Source organism: Pararhizobium sp. A13, from assembly GCF_040126305.1.
GTDB lineage: Bacteria > Pseudomonadota > Alphaproteobacteria > Rhizobiales > Rhizobiaceae > Pararhizobium.
Window position 1 is genome coordinate 453,496 of record NZ_CP149511.1, and the last position, 17,873, is coordinate 471,368.

Below are 17,873 nucleotides of genomic sequence, written 5' to 3' on the forward strand. Positions count from 1 at the left end.
ACAAGGATGGGGGCCACCGATCGTTCAGATGCTGCCGTTCGGCCGCTTGCGGAACAGCGGCGGCGCAATCTTCCGGCAAATGCTGCATTCGGCTGGCTGAGGGCCGGATGGCGGGACCTATCTATCCAGCCCGGACCGAGTCTTGCCTATGGGCTTGCCGTCTTCATCATCTCGGTCGTCATTGTTTGGGGACTGTACGCTCTCGGCCTTGATTATATTCTGTTTCCGGCGCTTGCCGGATTCATGGTCGTTGGCCCGCTTCTTGCCATCGGGCTCTATCAGAAGAGCCGCGACATCGAGGCGGGTGCCCCGGTCAGCTTGAGCCGCATGGTGTTCGTCAAGGCAGAATCGGGAGCGCAGGTGTGGTTCACCGGGGCCATCCTTTGCCTGCTGATGCTGGTCTGGATGCGTGCCGCCGTCATCATCTACGCCTTGTTCTTCGGCTTGCGGGCGTTTCCGGGACTCGATCACGTCGCGGCGATGCTGTTCACGACACCGGTCGGCTGGGGCATGCTGCTCGTCGGCACGGTCGTTGGCGGGCTCTTCGCCGCCTTCTCCTTTGCGATCAGCACCTTTGCTGTTCCGATGCTGCTCGACGAGAAGACGGACGCCTTCACCGCGATGGGCACCAGCATTTCGCTCGTCTGGAACAACCTGCCGGTGATGCTCGCCTGGGGAGCGATCGTGCTTGCGCTGTTTCTGGTGAGCGTCGTGACTGGGCTATTGGGATTGATCGTGGTCTTTCCGTTGCTCGGGCATGCGACTTGGCATAGCTACAGAGCAATCAGATGAGCTGCTGTGCACCCGGAGCCGAGAATGGCGCCGAAGCTTGTGGATCGCCGAGCAGCACCGAGACCTTGCTTGCGAGCCGACCGCTGGACAATGGCCTCTACCAGACGGACCTTTCCGTGCCGGGCGTCCGATGCGCGAACTGTATCCGGACGATTGAAGGCCAGCTCTCGCGGCTGCCGGGCGTCGAGCAGGCGCGGGTGAACCTTTCGAGCCGGCGCGTCAGCGTCAAATGGCGGGGCGATCAGGTGCCGCCGATGATCGAGACGCTGTCGGAGCTTGGTTATGCCGCGCACCTATCCGAGACGAAAGCTGACGAAGCCGATCCGGAACTTTCCCGGCTGATCCGGGCGCTGAGCGTTGCTGGTTTTTCCGCTATGAACATCATGCTGCTTTCGGTTTCCGTCTGGTCGGGGGCCGATGCGGAAACCCGCCAAGCCTTTCATTGGATTTCGGCGGCGTTGGCGGCGGTCGCCCTGTTCTATTCGGGACCGGTGTTCTTTCACTCCGCTTGGGCCGTGCTTAGGCGGGGGCGCACCAATATGGACGTGCCGATCTCGATCGGTATCTGCCTCGCCTTTGGGCTCAGCCTGCACGATACGATCCATTGGGACGAACACGCCTATTTCGATGCCGCAGCGTCTCTCATCTTCTTCCTACTGATCGGGCGCACACTCGACCGTGCCATGCGCGAAAGGGCGCGCGTGGCCGTGCGCGGGTTGATGCGGCTCTCTCCCCGTGTGGCGTTGGTCGTCGGAAGCGACGGCAGCCGCAACTATATTCCGGTGAACGAGGTCGAGCCGGGAATGCGCATCAATCTTGCCGCCGGCGATCGGGTGCCGGTCGATGGCTGCGTCGAGGAAGGTTCGTCGGACATCGATTGCGCGATCGCGACAGGCGAGAGCGCGCCGCAGCCGGTGGGGCCGGGGGCGGCGGTGACGGCTGGAACGCTCAATCTAGCAGGCCCTCTGAGAATTGTCGCGACGGCGACGGCGGACAATTCATTTCTCGCTGAAATGGTGCGGATGATGGAAGCCGCGGAAGGTGGGCGCGCCGGCTATCGGCGGCTTGCCGATCGCGCCGCGCAACTCTATTCGCCGGTCGTTCATACCGCCGCCTTCGTCACTTTCCTCGGCTGGATTGCCGCCACGGGAGATTGGCACCGCGCCATCAGCATCGCTATTGCCGTGCTGATCATCACTTGCCCCTGTGCGCTCGGTCTTGCCGTGCCGATCGTGCAGGTCGTGGCGGCGCGCCGCCTGTTCGAAAACGGGATAATGCTCAAGGACGGGTCCGGAATCGAACGTCTTGCCGAGATCGATACGGTGGTGTTCGACAAGACCGGCACGCTGACATTGGGTAGACCAAGGCTGGTGAAGACTAGCTCCACCGCGCCGGAGGCTCTACACATCGCTGCCGCAATGGCGCGGCATTCGCGCCATCCTGTCGCGGCAGCCCTGTCTGCAGCTTCCAAAGACGGACCGGAGATTTCGGCTTCCGATATCGCCGAAACGCCCGGTTTCGGTATCGAAGCGCGCATTGGCGGCAGGACCTATCGGCTCGGTCGCGCCGAATGGGCGCTGGCCGACCGCACCGCCGAGCAGTTTGCGGGAACGGTGCTGACGTGCAACGGTTTGCTATCCGCGCGGTTCGTTTTCGAAGACGAATTACGGAAGGGCGCGATGCAAGCCGTTGGGGAATTGCACGCGGTCGGCCTGCAATTGGAAATCCTTTCGGGCGACCGCGAACCGGCCGTTGCATCCGTTGCGCGACATCTCGGTATCGGGCACTACGCAGCAGGTCTGCTGCCGGGCGGGAAGGTGGAGCGGCTAGAGAGGTTGTCGGGTGATGCCCGCAGCGTGCTGATGGTCGGGGACGGGCTGAATGACGTGCCCGCCCTGGCTGCTGCGCATGTGTCGATGGCACCCGCCAATGCCGCCGATATCGGGCGCAATGCGGCGGATTTCGTCTTCTTGCACGAGGATCTCGGCGCGGTTCCGATGGCCGTCACCGTTGCCCGCAAGGCCAGCATGCTGGTCTGGCAGAATTTTGCTCTGGCCGTTCTCTACAACGTCATCGCGCTTCCGGTTGCAATCGCCGGCCACGTCACGCCGCTAATTGCCGCGCTTGCAATGTCGCTCTCCTCGGTCGTCGTTGTAACCAATGCCCTGCGGTTGAAAGCGGGAAAGACTGGACAGCGTCAAGCCGCCGCCGGTTCAAGGTCTATGCAAATTCTGGTCCCGGGCGAATGAGCAGCCTCGTCTTCCTCGTCCCGCTTGCATTGCTTCTTGGCGCAACGGCGCTCGGGGCTTTCCTTTGGTCGCTGCGCAGCGGCCAATACGAGGACCTCGATGGGGCCGCCGAACGAATCCTGATGGATGATGACGAGAACGAACCGCCGATAGCAAAATAGACGTTTTCGGCATTGTCGCGGAGTAGGTCAGGTTCCCTGGTAGTTGGGCGACGACATCGGCCGAACGGTATTGCCGATCGAACAGGTTCTACTGCGTCGCGAGGTCGTTTGCCGCCGGAAAACCGCCGTCCGCTCCCGCCTTGAAAAGCCCTTCGCGGAGATGCTCCACGTCAGATTGCTGAGCGTAGTGCAACGTGGCGAGGAAGGATTCGACGCCGAATTCGGGGAGGAGCGATCCAACCTTCTTCATATGCGCTGCGGCAGCGATCTCATCGCCAAGCCAGCCGTAACATGCAGCGACGAATGCGTGCTGGGCGTAATCCATGACGGACAGGTGCATGAATGCTTCGATCGCCTCGCCATACTGATGCGCAGCGAAGTGTGCTTTGCCAAGGTGACTCCAAAATCTTTCGGGGTGATGGGGGTTCAGCCGCATTGCCTTGCGGATCCATTCGATTCCCTCTTCAGGCCGCCCCAGCCAGGTCAACAGTTCCCCTTGCTGAACCACCACAAGGTCGTAGTTGGGATTGAGGGAAAGGGCACGCTCCTGGTGATAGCGCGCTGTGGTCAGTGCGTTGTTGTTCACATTCACTGCGGCCAGAATGCGATGCACGTCGGCATCGTTGTCATCCAGCGCCAACGCCCGATCCAGCGCAGCAACGATTTCGCTCCAGACGGCATCCTTGTCTTCGCACCAGCCGCTGACCCAAGCCTGGCCGAGGATGCACGCCCGCCAAGCATGGGCATGGGCATAATCCGGGTCAAGCGCGACGGCCCGGTCTATCAGAGACTGCGCCTGCTTATTGTCTGCAACGGTGCCTCTGTGATGCAGTACCTTTGCGGTCAGCGCGCACTCGTATGCGGCCATGTTTGCAGGTTTCGTCCGCGCAAGATGGTCGCGCTGGGCCGCCTCGACGCGCCCCGGTAAGGTTGCTGCTATCGCCGCTGTTATTTCATCCTGGATCGCAAATATGTCGTCCAACCTCCGGTCGTATTTATCTGCCCATATATGGCCATCACTGGCTGCGTCGATGAGCTGGACCGTGACGCGCACCCTATCGCCGATCTTGCGGACGCTTCCTTCCACCAGGTATTGAGCCCCGAGTTTCTCGGCGACTTCGCGTACGTTTACGGCTCGGTTCTTGTAGACGAAACTGGAGTTGCGTGAGATGACGAACAACTCGTGGCGGCGCGACAATTCGGTGAGGATGTCTTCGGTCAGACCATCCGCGAAAAACTCCTGATCGGGATCGCCGCTCATGTTGTTGAAGGGCAGAACCACTATCGAGGGTTTGGAGACAGATCGCTTTGCATCGAAATCCTGAGGCTGATGGGGCGAGGCGGAGTGCTCAAGCCCGATACGAAACAGACGAACAGGACGGCTTATATTCTTTAGCGTCTTCTCCCCCAGATCCTCGATGGAGACTTCGAGATGATCGGCAATTTGTATTGCTACAGCGGCGGTGACACAGATACCGCCGACGTCGGCCAGTTGCTCAATACGAGAAGCGATATTCACACCGTCGCCGAAAATGTCCCCGTCTTCGAAAATAATGTCGCCAAGATTGATGCCGATCCTGAATTCGATCCGCCGATCCTGCGGCACGTCAGAATTTCGCCGCTGCATGCGCTGCTGGATCTCCACGGCGCACTTAACTGCATCAGTTACGCTGTGGAACTCCACGAGCATGCCGTCGCCCGTCGTCTTGATGATCCGGCCCTTGTTCTTTGCGATGGCGGGATCAATCAATTCTATCCGGTGCGTTTTGAGGCGGGCGAGGGTGCCTGCTTCATCGGCCTCCATCAGTCGGCTATAGCCTGCCATATCGGCTGCCAGGACTGCGGCTAGTCTCTGTTCCATCGATTTGCCAACATAACGATAAAGGGATGCTTCGTCTTCCGGACCGGCAGATCAAAGCGGGTCTAGGACGATTTTACAGCACCCCAATGAAATCGCCTATCTAATGTTGAGGCACATTTGGGCCACCAGCGCCGCGGTCTGGAGCCGGTTGAGGACGTCTTCTTGTCGCAGTGGTTCCGCCACAAAGCCACCGGGGATGATCAAGATGTCGAGCGCAGGGCAGTTCGCCACAACGCAGACAGGCGATCTGTCCGTGGCCTAACACTCGGGCGCAACTGGAAACTCAGCCGCGCCCGAGCGCCTTGAGCCCGGATCAGGCCAGGTCGAAGCGATCCGCGTTCATCACCTTTGTCCAGGCCGCCACGAAGTCGCGCACGAACTTCTCTTGCGTGTCGCTCTGACCGTAGACCTCGGCAAGCGCCCGCAACTGGGAGTTCGAACCGAAGACGAGATCGACGCGGGTGCCGGTCCACTTCATTTCGTCCGTATTGCGGTCGCGTCCCTCGAACACATACTTCGTTTCCGGGGCGGCTTTCCACACTGTGCCCATGTCGAGCAGGTTCACGAAGAAGTCGTTGGTGAGCGTCTCGGGGCGCTTGGTGAGGACGCCGTGCTGGGACTGTCCGGCATTTGCGTTCAAGACGCGCATGCCGCCGACGAGGACCGTCATCTCTGGCGCCGACAGTGTCAGCAACTGCGCCTTGTCGATCAGCAACTCCTCGGGCGAAATGGAGTATTCGCCCTTCTGATAGTTGCGGAACCCGTCGGCGATGGGTTCGAGAACGGCAAAGGAGTCCACATCGGTCTGCTCCTGGGTCGCGTCGGCACGACCGGGCGTAAAGGGAACCTCGACGTGGTGACCGCCGTTCGCCGCCGCCTTCTCGATGGCTGCCGCGCCGCCCAGAACGATAAGATCTGCGAGCGACACCTTCTTGCCGCCAGGCTGGGCGTCGTTGAACGCCTTCTGGATACCCTCAAGCGTCTCGAGCACTGTCGCCAGCTGCGCCGGCTGGTTGACCTCCCAGTCCTTCTGGGGGCTAAGACGGATGCGCGCACCGTTCGCACCACCGCGCTTGTCGGAGCCGCGGAAGGTTGACGCCGACGCCCAGGCGGTCGCGACCAGCTGGGAGACGGGCAATCCCGATGCGAGGATCTTGCCCTTGAGATCGGCGATGTCCTGCGCGTCGACCAAGACGTGGTCAATAGCGGGAATAGGATCCTGCCAGATCAGATCCTCTGCCGGAACTTCCGGTCCGAGATAGCGCACGCGCGGGCCCATGTCGCGGTGGGTCAGTTTGAACCAAGCCCGGGCAAACGCATCGGCGAACTGATCCGGATTCTCAAAGAAACGCCTCGAAATCTTCTCGTAGGCGGGGTCGAAGCGCAAGGCGAGGTCGGTCGTCAGCATGGCTGGTGCGTGGCGCTTGGACGCGTCGTGCGCATTCGGTACCGTACCGGCGCCGGCACCGTGTTTCGGTGTCCACTGATGTGCACCGGCAGGGCTCTTCGTCAGTTCCCATTCGTAGCCGAACAGGTTCCAGAAGAAGTTGTTGCTCCACTTCGTCGGCGTCGTGGTCCATGTGACTTCCAGGCCGCTGCCGATGGTGTCGCCGCCCTTGCCGGTTCCGAAGCTGCTTGTCCAGCCGAGGCCCTGTTCCTCGATGCCGGCCCCCTCGGGCTCAACACCGACATGGGCGGCATCGCCCGCGCCATGGGTCTTGCCGAACGTGTGTCCGCCCGCAATGAGGGCAACGGTCTCTTCGTCGTTCATGGCCATGCGCGCGAAGGTCTCGCGGATGTCCCGGGCAGCGGCAAGCGGATCGGGATTGCCGTTCGGTCCTTCCGGATTCACGTAAATCAGCCCCATCTGCACAGCGGCGAGGGGATTTTCGAGATCCCGTTCGCCGGAGTAACGCTTGTCGGCAAGCCAGGTATCCTCAGCGCCCCAATATACGTCTTCCTCAGGCTCCCAGACATCCGCGCGGCCGCCGGCAAAGCCGAACGTCTTGAAGCCCATCGACTCCAGAGCGCAGTTGCCGGTGAGGATCATCAGGTCGGCCCAAGAGATCTTGTTGCCGTATTTCTGCTTGATCGGCCAGAGCAGCCGGCGTGCCTTGTCGAGATTCACATTGTCCGGCCAACTGTTGAGCGGCGCAAAGCGCTGCTGACCAGCTCCAGCCCCGCCGCGGCCGTCGCCAGTACGGTAGGTGCCGGCGCTGTGCCATGCCATGCGGATGAAAAGCGGACCGTAGTGACCGAAGTCGGCCGGCCACCAGTCCTGCGAGTCGGTCATCAGCGCGAAGAGATCCTTCTTCAGGGCCTCCAGGTCGAGCTTCTTGAACTCCTCCGCATAGTTGAACGCCTTGCCCATGGGAGTGGACAGGGAGGAGTTCTGGTGGAGAATCCTGAGGTTCAACTGGTTCGGCCACCAGTCCCGGTTCGACCGACCGCCATGGGCCGTGTGTGTGTGCACGACTGGACACTTGCCCGCGGTTTCGACTTTTGAATCCATGTCTTTCTCCCTTGTGATTACTTGAATTGGCCCATCCAGAGGAAGACCGCCCTGAAGCATAGAGCTTTGGGTGTTCGGCGTTCTGGGTGGTCTCGACGTCGACGAACTGCGCACCGCCCGTGGCCGCTGCATGGACCGGTGTAACAGTGGCTGCATCTCATCTCTGCTTTGGGCACTATACCCAAACCCTTTCATTAATTTAAGTTGGATTTTCTGATTGCCACGATAAGGTGCGGTTATGAAAAATTTAACACTCAAGCAGCTTCGCTATTTCGAGGCGTTGGCACGACAGGGTCATTTCGGCCGTGCGGCGGATGTCTGTGCGATCTCCCAACCGGCTTTGTCTATGCAGATCAAGGAACTGGAAGAATCGCTCGGCACAGAGCTTTTCGAAAGAGGCGCGCGCCAAGTTCGGCTGACCAACTTCGGAGAAGCGTTTGCACTGCGTGTGCGCGACATCCTGCGCTCTGTGGATGAACTGGCAGACCTGGCGCGAGCCTCGCAGGACCGGCTGGTGGGACGGCTGCGGATAGGCGTCATCCCGACGGTCGCGCCCTACCTGCTGCCTGCGATCATCGGCAACCTCACCCGCATGCATGACGGGCTCGAGATTCACGTGCGCGAGACGCTGACCTCGAAGCTGGTACAGGAGCTGGCGGAAGGCCGGCTCGACACGGCAATCGTTGCGTTACCGGTATCCGAGCCTTCGTTGAACGAGGTCGCGTTGTTTTCGGAGAACTTCGTGCTGGTCCGCCCAGGCGAAGACGAGGGCAAGCCAGTACCCAATCGCGAAGCGCTACGTGAAATGAGGCTGCTTCTACTGGAAGAGGGGCACTGTTTTCGCGATCAGGCGCTGTCGTTCTGCAATATGCATTCGGCACTACCGCGAGAGTTGCTGGATGGTAGTTCGCTGTCCACGCTGGTCCAAATGGTCAGCGCCGGAATTGGTGTCACTCTGATCCCGGAAATGGCCGTGGGGGTGGAGACGCGCTCGGCGTCAGTGTCAGTCTCTCACTTTCAGAGTGCCCAGCCCTCACGAACAATTGGCATGATCTGGCGCAAGACAAGCCCCTTGGCCAAACAGTTCCTGCAGATTTCTGAAGTCGTTCGTCAGTCCGCCGATGCGATGCGCGAGCAGTTCAGCATGTTGGACGGGAGAGGTCGGATCTAACGGTCACATGTTGCCATCCGCAACTGTCAATGGCGAACCGATGACGAAGAGCTGACGATCACCGGCTCGATCGGCCTTGCGCATGCTCGACAAATCGACTTTCTCAGTATCGAGGAGAAAGCCGAGCGTCTTCGGCAAACGAGATTGGAAATCGAGCATGTCAGAACTGACCGCAACACTTCGAATTTTTGAAGCCCATCCAGGCATCTTCGCCTATTATGATGGTCGCGTTGCGGGCAAACGCCTGCATTCTGCCGCGGCGAATTGGCTCGATGATGGCGCCTATGGGCTGGGAATTGCGTCCTATGCCATTGTGGATTCCGGAACCGCCCTCATCTACGATACCCATATTTCCGTGCCTCATGCTCAGGCCATCAGAGCGCATATCGAAGGGCTCGGCGTGAGCTCGATCCGCGTTGCGCTCAGCCATTGGCACAGTGATCACATCGCCGGCAACGAGGTCTTTGCGGATTGCGAGATTATCGCGCTCAAGCTGACTGCCGAGGCGCTCTTGGCCAATCGCGAGGAGATAGCACGGCGCCCCCCGCCAATTGAACCGCTGGTGATGCCCAACCGGCTTTTTGAGGACCAACTGGAACTATACGTCGGAAGCAGGCGTGTGGAACTCCACCACTTCGATATTCACAGTGCGGACGGCAATGTCGTCTGGCTGCCCGACACGAGCATACTCCTGGCGGGCGACACTCTCGAAGATACGGTGACCTATGTCTCGGAGGCCCAGCATGTCGCAACCCATATCCGCGAGCTCGCCCGTATGCGAACATGGCCAATCCATAGCATTCTGCCTAGTCATGGCGATCCGGCCCGGATCGCGGCCGGCGGATACGGGGTCAACCTCATCGAGGCAAACCGGAATTACCTTGAGCGGTTGACCGAACTGGTTAAGACCACTGAAGGCAGCGCTGGATCCTTGGCAGACTTTATCGCGACAGACCTGTCTTCCGGCGCGATATCCTATTTTGAGCCCTACGAAGCCGTGCATCGGAAGAATATCGCGGCTCTCGCGGCGGCATGATCACCCTATGTGGAAACCAGGCATTCACCTGGCAGGGCGCTGGCGAATTTTCGCGCGGCCGGCAAGTCGATCTACAAGACCTCCGTTGCAGCCCGCACCGTTACACGCCGCGCAAGGCGATGATCCGCGAACCTGCGGCGCCCTGTCGCTGACGTGCGAGCGGCGCATATTCAGGCGACGCGAACAGGCCACGGATCGCGTCCATGTCGGGGAACTCGATGATCAGCATGTTGGTCGCCTGCCACCCTTCGAGTTCGAGCGGGGCATCATCGAGGGAGATCAGGCGGCCACCGGCTTGCGCCACAAGGGGCAGAGCCTTCGAGCGGTAATCGGCAATGGCTTTTGGATCGTGGATGTCGAGATCGACAACGAGATAGGCTGACATGGCTGTATCCTTTGGTTGGTTTGATCTGTTGGATTCGGCTTATGGTTACGGCTAGCGGCGCGCGAGCTATTGTTGCAGGTGCCGCCACTTCACCATGCGCTCTCGGAGATCAAGCGTGCCGCCATCGATGGTAAAGCTGCCGTCACCACGATGATGCATGGTCCGCCGCTCCTTGCGGGTCTCGTCGATCCAGATCCTCTGCGCCTCGAGGACGAAGTGGTTGTAGGTATCGACGAAGCTTGCGTCGGTGACGTGACATTCGATATTGGCCAGGCAGTCGGAGATAAGCGGCGCGACGACATCTTTTGCCGGGCGCGTCCTCAGCCCAAACCGCTGAAACTTGTTCACTTTGTTGCCCGAGCAATTGCCGATGTCGACGACGGTTTCTGCTAGATCGACGGTCGGTATCGCGATCACGCACTCGCCGGTCGCCCTGAGTGTGCTGTGGCTATGATCCCATGGTCCGATGATGCAGCCGATCAATGGTGGGCTGTGCTGGATCATCATTGGACTGGGCATTTTGGCAGGTTGTCACAAGAACGATTGGTCCCGGCTCAAGCAGCCGATAGGCTTGAGAAGCAGGTAGCTCCCTCATGGCGCGCTCCTTTTGTGGATAGCCTCCCCGCTTCATCGGGGAGGCTGGCACCTAACGTCCGGGGGCCGGGTTACCAGGCCTGCTCGACTGGCAGCACGAAGAGTTCTGCGACGTTGACGTGATCCGGCGCCTGCAACGCGAAGAGGATCGTGTCGGCGATATCCGCGCCCTGCAGGAAGGTCATCTGCTTGGCGAGATCGTCCATTTGCTGGCGATAGCCCGGATCAGTGATCTGGTCGTAGAGCTCGGTTGCAACAGCGCCGGGCTGGATGCAGGTGACGCGAATATTGTGCTTCTGTCCGACTTCCATGCGCAGACCGTCGGAAAAGGCGGTGACGGCGTGCTTCGTCGCGCAGTAGACCGAGAGACCCTTGAATACCTTTCGGCCAGCGATCGAGGAGGTGTTGAAGATATGGCCCGCGTGCTGCTTGATCATCTGCGGCAAGACGGCGGCAGTGGTGTTCAACAGACCCTTTACATTGACATCGACCATGCGCTGCCACTCGTCGGTCTTCAGGGCATCGATATCCGACAGTGGCATCAGACCCGCATTGTTGAAGAGGACGTCGATCGAGCCATATGCATCGACGAGCTTGTTGACGCCTGCCTCGACCGAGGCAGTATCGACCACGTCCATTTCGATCACGAGCGCATCACCGCCCTTTTCGGCGATTTCACGCTTGAGGATTTCAAGCTTGTCGGTACGTCGTGCGGCAAGACCAACTTTGACGCCTGTGGCGGCAAGCTTCAGAGCCGTTGCGGCACCGATGCCGCTGGATGCGCCAGTGATCAGGGCGACTTTTCCAGTGATGTTTGTCATGGTTCATCTCCTTGTTTGGCGACCGCTGCTCGGAAAACCCGGAAGAAGGTCGCGTTTGACAAGAAGGAACATAACGAAGGCCCAAGTCCTGCTCTCTCGCAGGCTTGCTCAGACTGTCGGGAACTTGCTCAAATGAGCGCGCACAGTGCGAAACCTCTCAACCGCGGCGATAGTTGCTGGGCGAGAGCCCCGTTTCGCGGCGGAAGATCTGTGCGAAGTGGCTAGAGCTGGAATAGCCGACGGACATTCCGATCTCGATGACGGTGTTATCGGTTTCCTGCAGGAGCTGCTGTGCTTTTGCCACACGCTGGCGAATGAAATATTGTGAGGGAGAATGACCCGTCGCCTTTTTAAAGAGCCGACTGAAATGGAATTCGCTCATGCCGACCGCATACGCCAGACGAGCAAGGTCGAACGGCTCTTGAAGATTAGTTTGCATGAAGGCGATCGCCCGGCGCAATTTGGAACCGGGCAGGGCACTTTGCGGACGCTGGTCAGGGTCGCGAGACGCGTAGTGACGGACAAGATGTACCGCAAGCGCTTGCGCCAACCCCTGAATAAACAGCTGGCTGCCGTCGCTCTCCGCGGTCAATTCCCCATGGATCAGCTCGAGCAGGCGGCAAAGCTGCGCATCCTGCCCACCCGAGACATCCCGCAAACTGACGTTGGTGGCGACCTTTCCCAAGATGCCGTGCGCCACCCGTTCGAAAAGCGGAACCGAGAGATAGAGGTGCATGACCTGGAAAGGCTCGTCTCCCTCGGCTCGCCACCGCATCTCGTAAGGGGTTGCCGAACGCGTCAGGAAGAAGTCTCCCGCATTCACCCTGTTCGCCACCCATTCGCCGTCGAGATCTCGCTCCTCCACAAACGCGTGCCCCGACATCACCCATACGAGCAATGGTTCGGCGACGGCAGGAACGATGAATGGCGGCTGGATGCGCAGACGTGAAAACACCTGAACGAATATATCCGTCCAGGCAGGACCGTCACCGCTGATCAGCGTTCTGCCACTGATATACTTTTCGAGCGCGGCGGGTGATGTTCGATCGGGGATCGAGGGAGTTTCGTCGTTATTATCTATTGCCATTGTCGTCCCGTCTTAAGCCATTGCGCGCGACCCGCATATTCAAAACCTGTTGAGGCTGCCAGCAACGGGCATTCTATGCATTGTCGCGCGTGCAGGTCTATGATCGGTGCAGTGTCCCTATTCGGCTGGCTGGACAATCGGCATCAGCTCTCCAAGGGCTCGGACAAGTCGAAAGCGTCGTCTCGCGCTCCGCATACCAGGCATGGGAGACCAGGCGTTATCTGGCAGCTCGCGATAAAAGCCGGCTAAGGTTCATTCGTCGCAGCGGTGTCGACCACAACAAAGTCATGGGTGATTGTGGCCGTCTTTGCCAGCATCGCTGACGCCGAGCAGTATTTTTCGACCGACAGCGAGATAGCACGCTCGACCTTGTGCACGGCCAGGCCACGCCCTTTGACGACGAAGTGCATATGAATGCGGATAAACACTTTCGGGTCCTGGTCCGCACGCTCTGCATCGATCTCGATGACGCAGTCCTCGACCGCCTCGCGGCCTTTTTCGAGGATGTGTACGACATCGAAGGCCGAACAGCCTCCAGTGCCGATCAATACCAGCTCCATGGGACTTGGCCCCGGTGTTCGCCCCTCCGGCCCGAATGCCGTCCCGAGTACGACTTTGTGGCCGCTCCCGGACTCGCCTATGAAGGTCCGATCCTCCACCCATTTGATGCGTGCTTTCATGAGACTCGTCCCGTCCTGACAATGCAGTCATCATAGACCAGAGGACGTCAATGATCTCCAACAATTGGCAGATCAAGCGCGGCGACGACATTATTCGGCCGCCAGTAGCGGGGCAAGCAGCTCGGTCACGGTGTGCGTGAACGGCGCCGGGCCGCGCTCGCGATTGGGCGCGAACAGCCTCTCGACCGTCTGCGTGTATGTTGGCGACCACACCGGCCGACGTCGTCGACGAACGTCAATGGGCGGCCCATCGCAGCTTTTGCCTGCGGGGTGCAATCGCCAGACAGAGACCGATCTGCAGACGCTTCTCGATCAAGGCCGTCTTGATGCGCGTAAGGGCGAAACCGGCCAGTTCTCGCTCATGTCGATGTTGAACGCGTTGGCGAACGGCGGCGGCGAATGATCGGATCCGATTTTCCGGTTTTCAACCGGGGAGGCGGATGCGCCAGGCGATGGTCCGCGCCGGATCACCCTTGATGTATGAGCTCAACGGCTGCCGTTGCCAGGGGCATGGCCTCCACGCCCTCTCGCAGCGGATATCTTTCGCCGCCGGGATAGATGACGATGCGTCTTGCCGGATCGAGGTCCTCGCAGGCGAGATAGAAGCCCTTTTCGACCTTTGGTGTCAGGCTGCGTTTGATTTCGATTGCCCAAGGACGACCGCCCGGAGGTGTCAAAAGCAGATCGATCCCGACGCCCGCAGCCGTTCGATAGAAATTGGCGGTCGTGCCGGCCGGTGCGGCTGCGATCATCGTCTCGATGACAAAGCCTTCCCAGCTTGCGCCGGCAACCGGATGGCCGAGAACGTCTTCCAACGTCCCAAGACCGAGTAGCGTGTGGGTCAGGCCGCTGTCTCGAACATAAATGCGCGGTGATTTGACCAGGCGCTTACCGACATTCGAGTGCCATGGCTCCAGCCTGCGCACCAGGAGCAGATCGACCAGGAGATCGAGGTAGGAAGCGATCGTCTTGCCGTCTACGCCCAGGGCGCGCGCGAAATCTGCGGCGTTCAAAAGTCCCGACTGGTGGTGGGCCAACATCGCCCAGAAATGTCGCAATGTTTCGGCGGGAATGCGGGGGCCGAGAAGGGGATATCCCTTTCCACATAGGTGCGGATGAAATCCTGCCGCCATCTCTGGCTGGCGCGATCACTGGGTGCTAGGAAACTGTCCGGGAACCCGCCGCGCACCCAAAGCCTGTTCAAGTCGCCGGCTGGCAGTTCCAGGCCGTCGATCGGATGCATTTCCAAATAGGCGATGCGGCCGGCCAGTGTCTCTCCGGATTGTTTCGGCAATTCGATCGAGGCCGAACCGAGCAGGAGGAAGCGTCCCGTTCTCTTGCCGCTGCGCCGGCCGCGGTCGATCAGACCGCGCAAATTCTGGGAAAGGTTCGGAAGCCGATGAACCTCGTCGAGAATGACCAGTTTGTCGGCATGCTCGGCCAGATAGAGCTCCGGCTCGGCGAGTTTCGCCCGGTCGGCATCGGATTCGAGATCGAGATAGACGGATGGCCGACCGTCGCCGATGGCAAGCGCAAGCGTCGTCTTGCCTACTTGGCGTGGCCCGATAAGGGCGACGGCGGGGCTGCTGTCGATGAGTTCATTCAGCTCAGCGGTGATGCGGCGTTCGATCTTCCTTGCATTTATGGAGTTTAATTCCATTTTTGCAGGGTAAAATCCCTTTTCGCAGCGTCTTCGTTTCCCTTCAGGCACGCGGCGATCGAGCACCGCAATGCGCGGTATTCGATGAACCAGAAGAGCTCCTTCGTAGGAAATTCGGCGCCGACTATGCCCGCCGAGATCCATCGTGTCCCTGCCAAAGAGCTTGTCGCTGGTGGGTGTCGCTAGTGTGGCGCCTCAATGGGTGATGGCCATCACGAGCCAGTCGTCTTCGCTGAGCGGGGCCAACATGGCGCGCGCATCGTCCAGCGCATTGCTTTCGTTGAGCAGGGTCCACGCTGCCTCAGCCGCATCGTTGGCTTCTGGGCGCGGGCGCTGGGCGAGGCGGTCAAGGTACATGCTCGGTGTTCGCGCCGTCCGCCCGAGGGGCCAGCCGCCGGTGTGCTGGAACCCTCCTTGCTCCAGCCGACAGGTAGAAGCCGCCGGCCATGAAGACCGGCGGCGAAGCTATACTGTCCGTGAACTTTAGGTTCTTTTTATGGATCGTTAAGGGACGCAACGACCTCCGGGCTTGTTCCCATTGACAACGGTAACGTGGGAGCCGCGTGTAGTTGCAAGACTCTTGAGGCCGACCGCAGCCACGGTGCTGGCTACATCGCTGCCTGAGGTTGTGATCGCGCTCCTTGGAATGATCCAGTGCGAATCGGTGTCGAAGACGATCTCCCAGGGAAAGGGGTTTCGCGGAAGGGGGGTGACGATGGGGATAGCCGCCTTCCCGACCGGGAAACGTTTGCCGGGCGGTTGGCCGAGATCGATCTTGACGAAGCATTGGCTACTCGGCATGCCGGCCCGCGCAGCGGCGTCATCTGGAAAATAGTAGAACGACAGAGAGCTCCCTTTCACCGGAAAATTCTCCGCGGTCCACATTACACGAGTCTTGTCATCCGCCCTGACTTTACGGTAGACGGAATAAGCGTGCGACGAGGTTGCTAGGCCGAGCGCTGCAAGGACGGCAAGCGTGACCGCAATGGTGCGACTGCGTCGTTTGATGATATCCATTATGGTTTCCTTTCATTGTAGGGACTGACTCTCCTCCGCGCCACGCGGGGAGCGCTGACCTGGGGCGCTCAACGAGCTGGACGCTCGCGTCAGGTCAAGGCTGGATCGCTCTACCGGCCCGTGCGTCGTCTGGGCAGGCACTGAGCGCGCGCAATTGCCATGTGGCATACCGTTCACGAAAAGCCGCCGCACCATGTGGCCGGCGGCGAAGCCATTCCTTGGCGGTCTATGGGGTACAATCCCCCCTGCTCCCATTGACAACAGTAACTTTCCTGTTTGCGAGATTGCTGAAAAAGGCTGCTGCCACCCTGCTGGCCGCGGTATTGGTCGGAGGCTGCAGACTTGAGATCCGGTCCCTTGCAATGCTCCAATGACCTGCCGGATTGTTGTCGAAGACGATCGTCCAAGGAAGGGCCCGCGCCGCATCTACGGTCTGCGGGGCGACCCCAATCGCTACCTCACTGTTGACGGCGACGTGAGCGGGGAGAGCGCCGAGATCAACCTTGAGAAGACACGACCAAGTAGGCATGCCGGCCCTAGCGAGGTCGTCAGTTGCATAATGGGAGAATGATAGGTTCGAGGGTGTCCCGCTGACCCCAAAACTAACGTGGGTCCAATCCACACTGCCAGTCGTGCCAACGGTCCTGAGGCCGTGGTAGACATCATAAGCGTAGGTGGGGTTGGCTGCGCCGAGCGCAGCAAGCGTAACCGCAATGATATGGCTGCGTCGTTTGGTAATTTGCATAACGGCTTCCTTTTCGCTGTAGGGGGCAAACGTTCCCCGCGGCATGCGAGGAGCGCTGACCGGCAACACATGTCGCCGGACCTGGTAGGCGGCGGGCGAAATCGCGCCGTCCGCCGTGTCTGTGGGAGGTTCAAGGAGGCAGGCCGCCTCCGGCATTCAGGTTAAGGCTGGGTCGGCTCCGCCCGCCCGCCGGACCCTTCCTGCGGTCGAGCCCTGGAGTGAGCTAGCAAGCCCGTCAAATGAGCATCGTGGAATGGCTGAGTGATACCGCTCGTGCTGCAAGCAGCTTAGGGGCGTCCTACGGCAAACAGAGTTTGCCGTAGTGAATTATAAACCGACCGACCGGATTTTCGAGATTCTCAGCCTGTGAAGGAGATCGCGACATGCCCTACCGTATTTAGGAGCACTGCTAACGAAATCTCGGTGGCAAGCCCACCCTGGCCCGCCGGCCAAGGATCGCGAACCAGCAAAGTAGTTCCGTCCACGTTACACCCGTACACGACATAGTAGTGGATGGACGTACCAACGACGAAGATTCGATTGTTCTCGATCTCCGCTAGCACCGTCGCGGCGCTGAGTTGCATGAACTGGCCGCCCGTCGATGCGTTATCGAACGCGTTATATTCGCTTCGCACCAGCTGTACCACTGCGCTCTCCATATTGGCGCCCCCATTTTCCTGCCGCGGGGGGGTGGCCGACGCGTCGAGGGCTTGCGCCGTTTCCCACTGCTCCTGAACCGCGGGGTCGAGTTCTGCAAGCGACAACAGGTTCCGGCGGGCAATAGCATACTGCGACATTGCCGGGAGATTGCGGTAGCTTCTGACCATGACCTCAGCAGCGGCGAAGCACCACGCGCCAGTTGCCTGGGCAACCAGTGCGGGAGGATTTTTGACTTCCATAACGATTTCCTTTCACGTTGGGAGGCGAACGTTCCCCGCGGCATGCGAGGAGTGCTAACCGGCAACGCATGTCGCCGGACCTGGTAGGCGGTGGGCGAAATCGCGCCGTCCGCCGTGTCTGTGGGGTGTTCAAAGAGGCAGGCCGCCCCAGGCGTTCAGGCTAAGCAGCCCATGTGTCGTCCAGGCGCGGCCACCAAGCCATT

The 17,873-nt window shown here is 60.1% G+C and carries 16 protein-coding genes and 2 pseudogenes; 6 read left to right on the top strand and 12 right to left on the bottom strand.

What is annotated here, in order from left to right; genetic code table 11:
• Positions 1-6 precede the first annotated feature (6 nt).
• The 3 genes from WI754_RS23660 to ccoS are packed head-to-tail and all read left to right on the top strand — an operon-like array spanning position 7 to position 3,202.
• Positions 7-792 (top strand): DUF2189 domain-containing protein, encoded by a 786-nt coding sequence (locus WI754_RS23660; protein ID WP_341487727.1) that lies wholly within the window; start codon positions 7-9, stop codon positions 790-792.
• Entirely contained in the window at positions 789-3,041 is a 2,253-nt protein-coding gene (locus tag WI754_RS23665) for a cation-translocating P-type ATPase (protein WP_341487728.1), read from the top strand. The genes WI754_RS23660 and WI754_RS23665 overlap by 4 nt, the downstream gene beginning before the upstream one ends.
• Positions 3,038-3,202, top strand: coding sequence for a cbb3-type cytochrome oxidase assembly protein CcoS (gene ccoS / locus WI754_RS23670; RefSeq protein WP_341487729.1), 165 nt, complete (start codon positions 3,038-3,040; stop codon positions 3,200-3,202). Before WI754_RS23665 ends, ccoS begins: the two co-directional genes overlap by 4 nt.
• Positions 3,203-3,290: 88 nt before the next feature.
• Here the strand turns inward: ccoS and WI754_RS23675 are convergent, their stop codons facing one another.
• On the bottom strand, positions 3,291-5,063 hold the full coding sequence (locus tag WI754_RS23675; protein WP_341487730.1) for an adenylate/guanylate cyclase domain-containing protein: 1,773 nt from the start codon (positions 5,061-5,063) through the stop codon (positions 3,291-3,293).
• 313 nt (positions 5,064-5,376) lie between these two features.
• A complete protein-coding gene (katG, locus tag WI754_RS23680) occupies positions 5,377-7,575 on the bottom strand; it encodes a catalase/peroxidase HPI (RefSeq protein ID WP_341487731.1) in 2,199 nt (732 codons plus the stop codon).
• 238 nt (positions 7,576-7,813) lie between these two features.
• On the opposite strand from katG, the gene WI754_RS23685 reads away from it, so the two are divergent.
• Positions 7,814-8,746, top strand: coding sequence for a LysR substrate-binding domain-containing protein (locus WI754_RS23685; RefSeq protein ID WP_341487732.1), 933 nt, complete (start codon positions 7,814-7,816; stop codon positions 8,744-8,746).
• Positions 8,747-8,749: 3 nt separating this feature from the next.
• Here WI754_RS23685 and WI754_RS23690 read toward each other — a convergent pair whose 3' ends face one another.
• Complete coding sequence (locus tag WI754_RS23690) at positions 8,750-8,905, bottom strand: hypothetical protein (protein ID WP_349438051.1); 156 nt, start codon at positions 8,903-8,905, stop codon at positions 8,750-8,752.
• Here WI754_RS23690 and WI754_RS23695 point away from each other — a divergent pair.
• The gene (locus tag WI754_RS23695) at positions 8,904-9,782 is read left to right on the top strand and encodes an MBL fold metallo-hydrolase (protein WP_341487733.1); all 879 of its coding nucleotides are present in this window, start codon (positions 8,904-8,906) and stop codon (positions 9,780-9,782) included. The genes WI754_RS23690 and WI754_RS23695 overlap by 2 nt on opposite strands.
• Positions 9,783-9,882: 100 nt before the next feature.
• On the opposite strand, the gene WI754_RS23700 is transcribed toward WI754_RS23695, so the two are convergent.
• The 5 genes and pseudogenes from WI754_RS23700 to WI754_RS23720 form a co-directional block, all read right to left on the bottom strand.
• A complete protein-coding gene (locus tag WI754_RS23700) occupies positions 9,883-10,167 on the bottom strand; it encodes a DUF1330 domain-containing protein (protein ID WP_341487734.1) in 285 nt (94 codons plus the stop codon).
• A gap of 66 nt (positions 10,168-10,233) precedes the next feature.
• A pseudogene (locus WI754_RS23705) lies at positions 10,234-10,762 on the bottom strand (flavin reductase family protein).
• Between the two features lie 70 nt (positions 10,763-10,832).
• A complete protein-coding gene (locus WI754_RS23710; protein ID WP_341487735.1) occupies positions 10,833-11,582 on the bottom strand; it encodes an SDR family oxidoreductase in 750 nt (249 codons plus the stop codon).
• A 157-nt stretch (positions 11,583-11,739) separates the two neighbouring features.
• The gene (locus WI754_RS23715; protein WP_341487736.1) at positions 11,740-12,669 is read right to left on the bottom strand and encodes a helix-turn-helix domain-containing protein; all 930 of its coding nucleotides are present in this window, start codon (positions 12,667-12,669) and stop codon (positions 11,740-11,742) included.
• 245 nt (positions 12,670-12,914) lie between these two features.
• Positions 12,915-13,349: an OsmC family protein gene (locus tag WI754_RS23720; protein ID WP_341487737.1), complete on the bottom strand. Its 435-nt coding sequence runs from the start codon at positions 13,347-13,349 to the stop codon at positions 12,915-12,917.
• A 238-nt stretch (positions 13,350-13,587) separates the two neighbouring features.
• Here WI754_RS23720 and WI754_RS23725 point away from each other — a divergent pair, with 238 nt between their 5' ends.
• Positions 13,588-13,752: a hypothetical protein gene (locus WI754_RS23725; protein ID WP_341487739.1), complete on the top strand. Its 165-nt coding sequence runs from the start codon at positions 13,588-13,590 to the stop codon at positions 13,750-13,752.
• 64 nt (positions 13,753-13,816) lie between these two features.
• Here WI754_RS23725 and WI754_RS23730 read toward each other — a convergent pair.
• The 4 genes and pseudogenes from WI754_RS23730 to WI754_RS23745 all read right to left on the bottom strand — a co-directional run bounded on the left by WI754_RS23730 (position 13,817) and on the right by WI754_RS23745 (position 17,670).
• Positions 13,817-15,009: pseudogene (locus tag WI754_RS23730) on the bottom strand (ATP-binding protein).
• 195 nt (positions 15,010-15,204) lie between these two features.
• On the bottom strand, positions 15,205-15,366 hold the full coding sequence (locus WI754_RS23735; RefSeq protein WP_341487740.1) for a hypothetical protein: 162 nt from the start codon (positions 15,364-15,366) through the stop codon (positions 15,205-15,207).
• A 147-nt stretch (positions 15,367-15,513) separates the two neighbouring features.
• Positions 15,514-16,026, bottom strand: a complete 513-nt coding sequence (locus WI754_RS23740; protein WP_341487741.1) for a hypothetical protein — start codon at positions 16,024-16,026, stop codon at positions 15,514-15,516.
• A gap of 1,104 nt (positions 16,027-17,130) precedes the next feature.
• Positions 17,131-17,670, bottom strand: a complete 540-nt coding sequence (locus WI754_RS23745) for a hypothetical protein (protein WP_341487743.1) — start codon at positions 17,668-17,670, stop codon at positions 17,131-17,133.
• Positions 17,671-17,873: the final 203 nt, after the last annotated feature.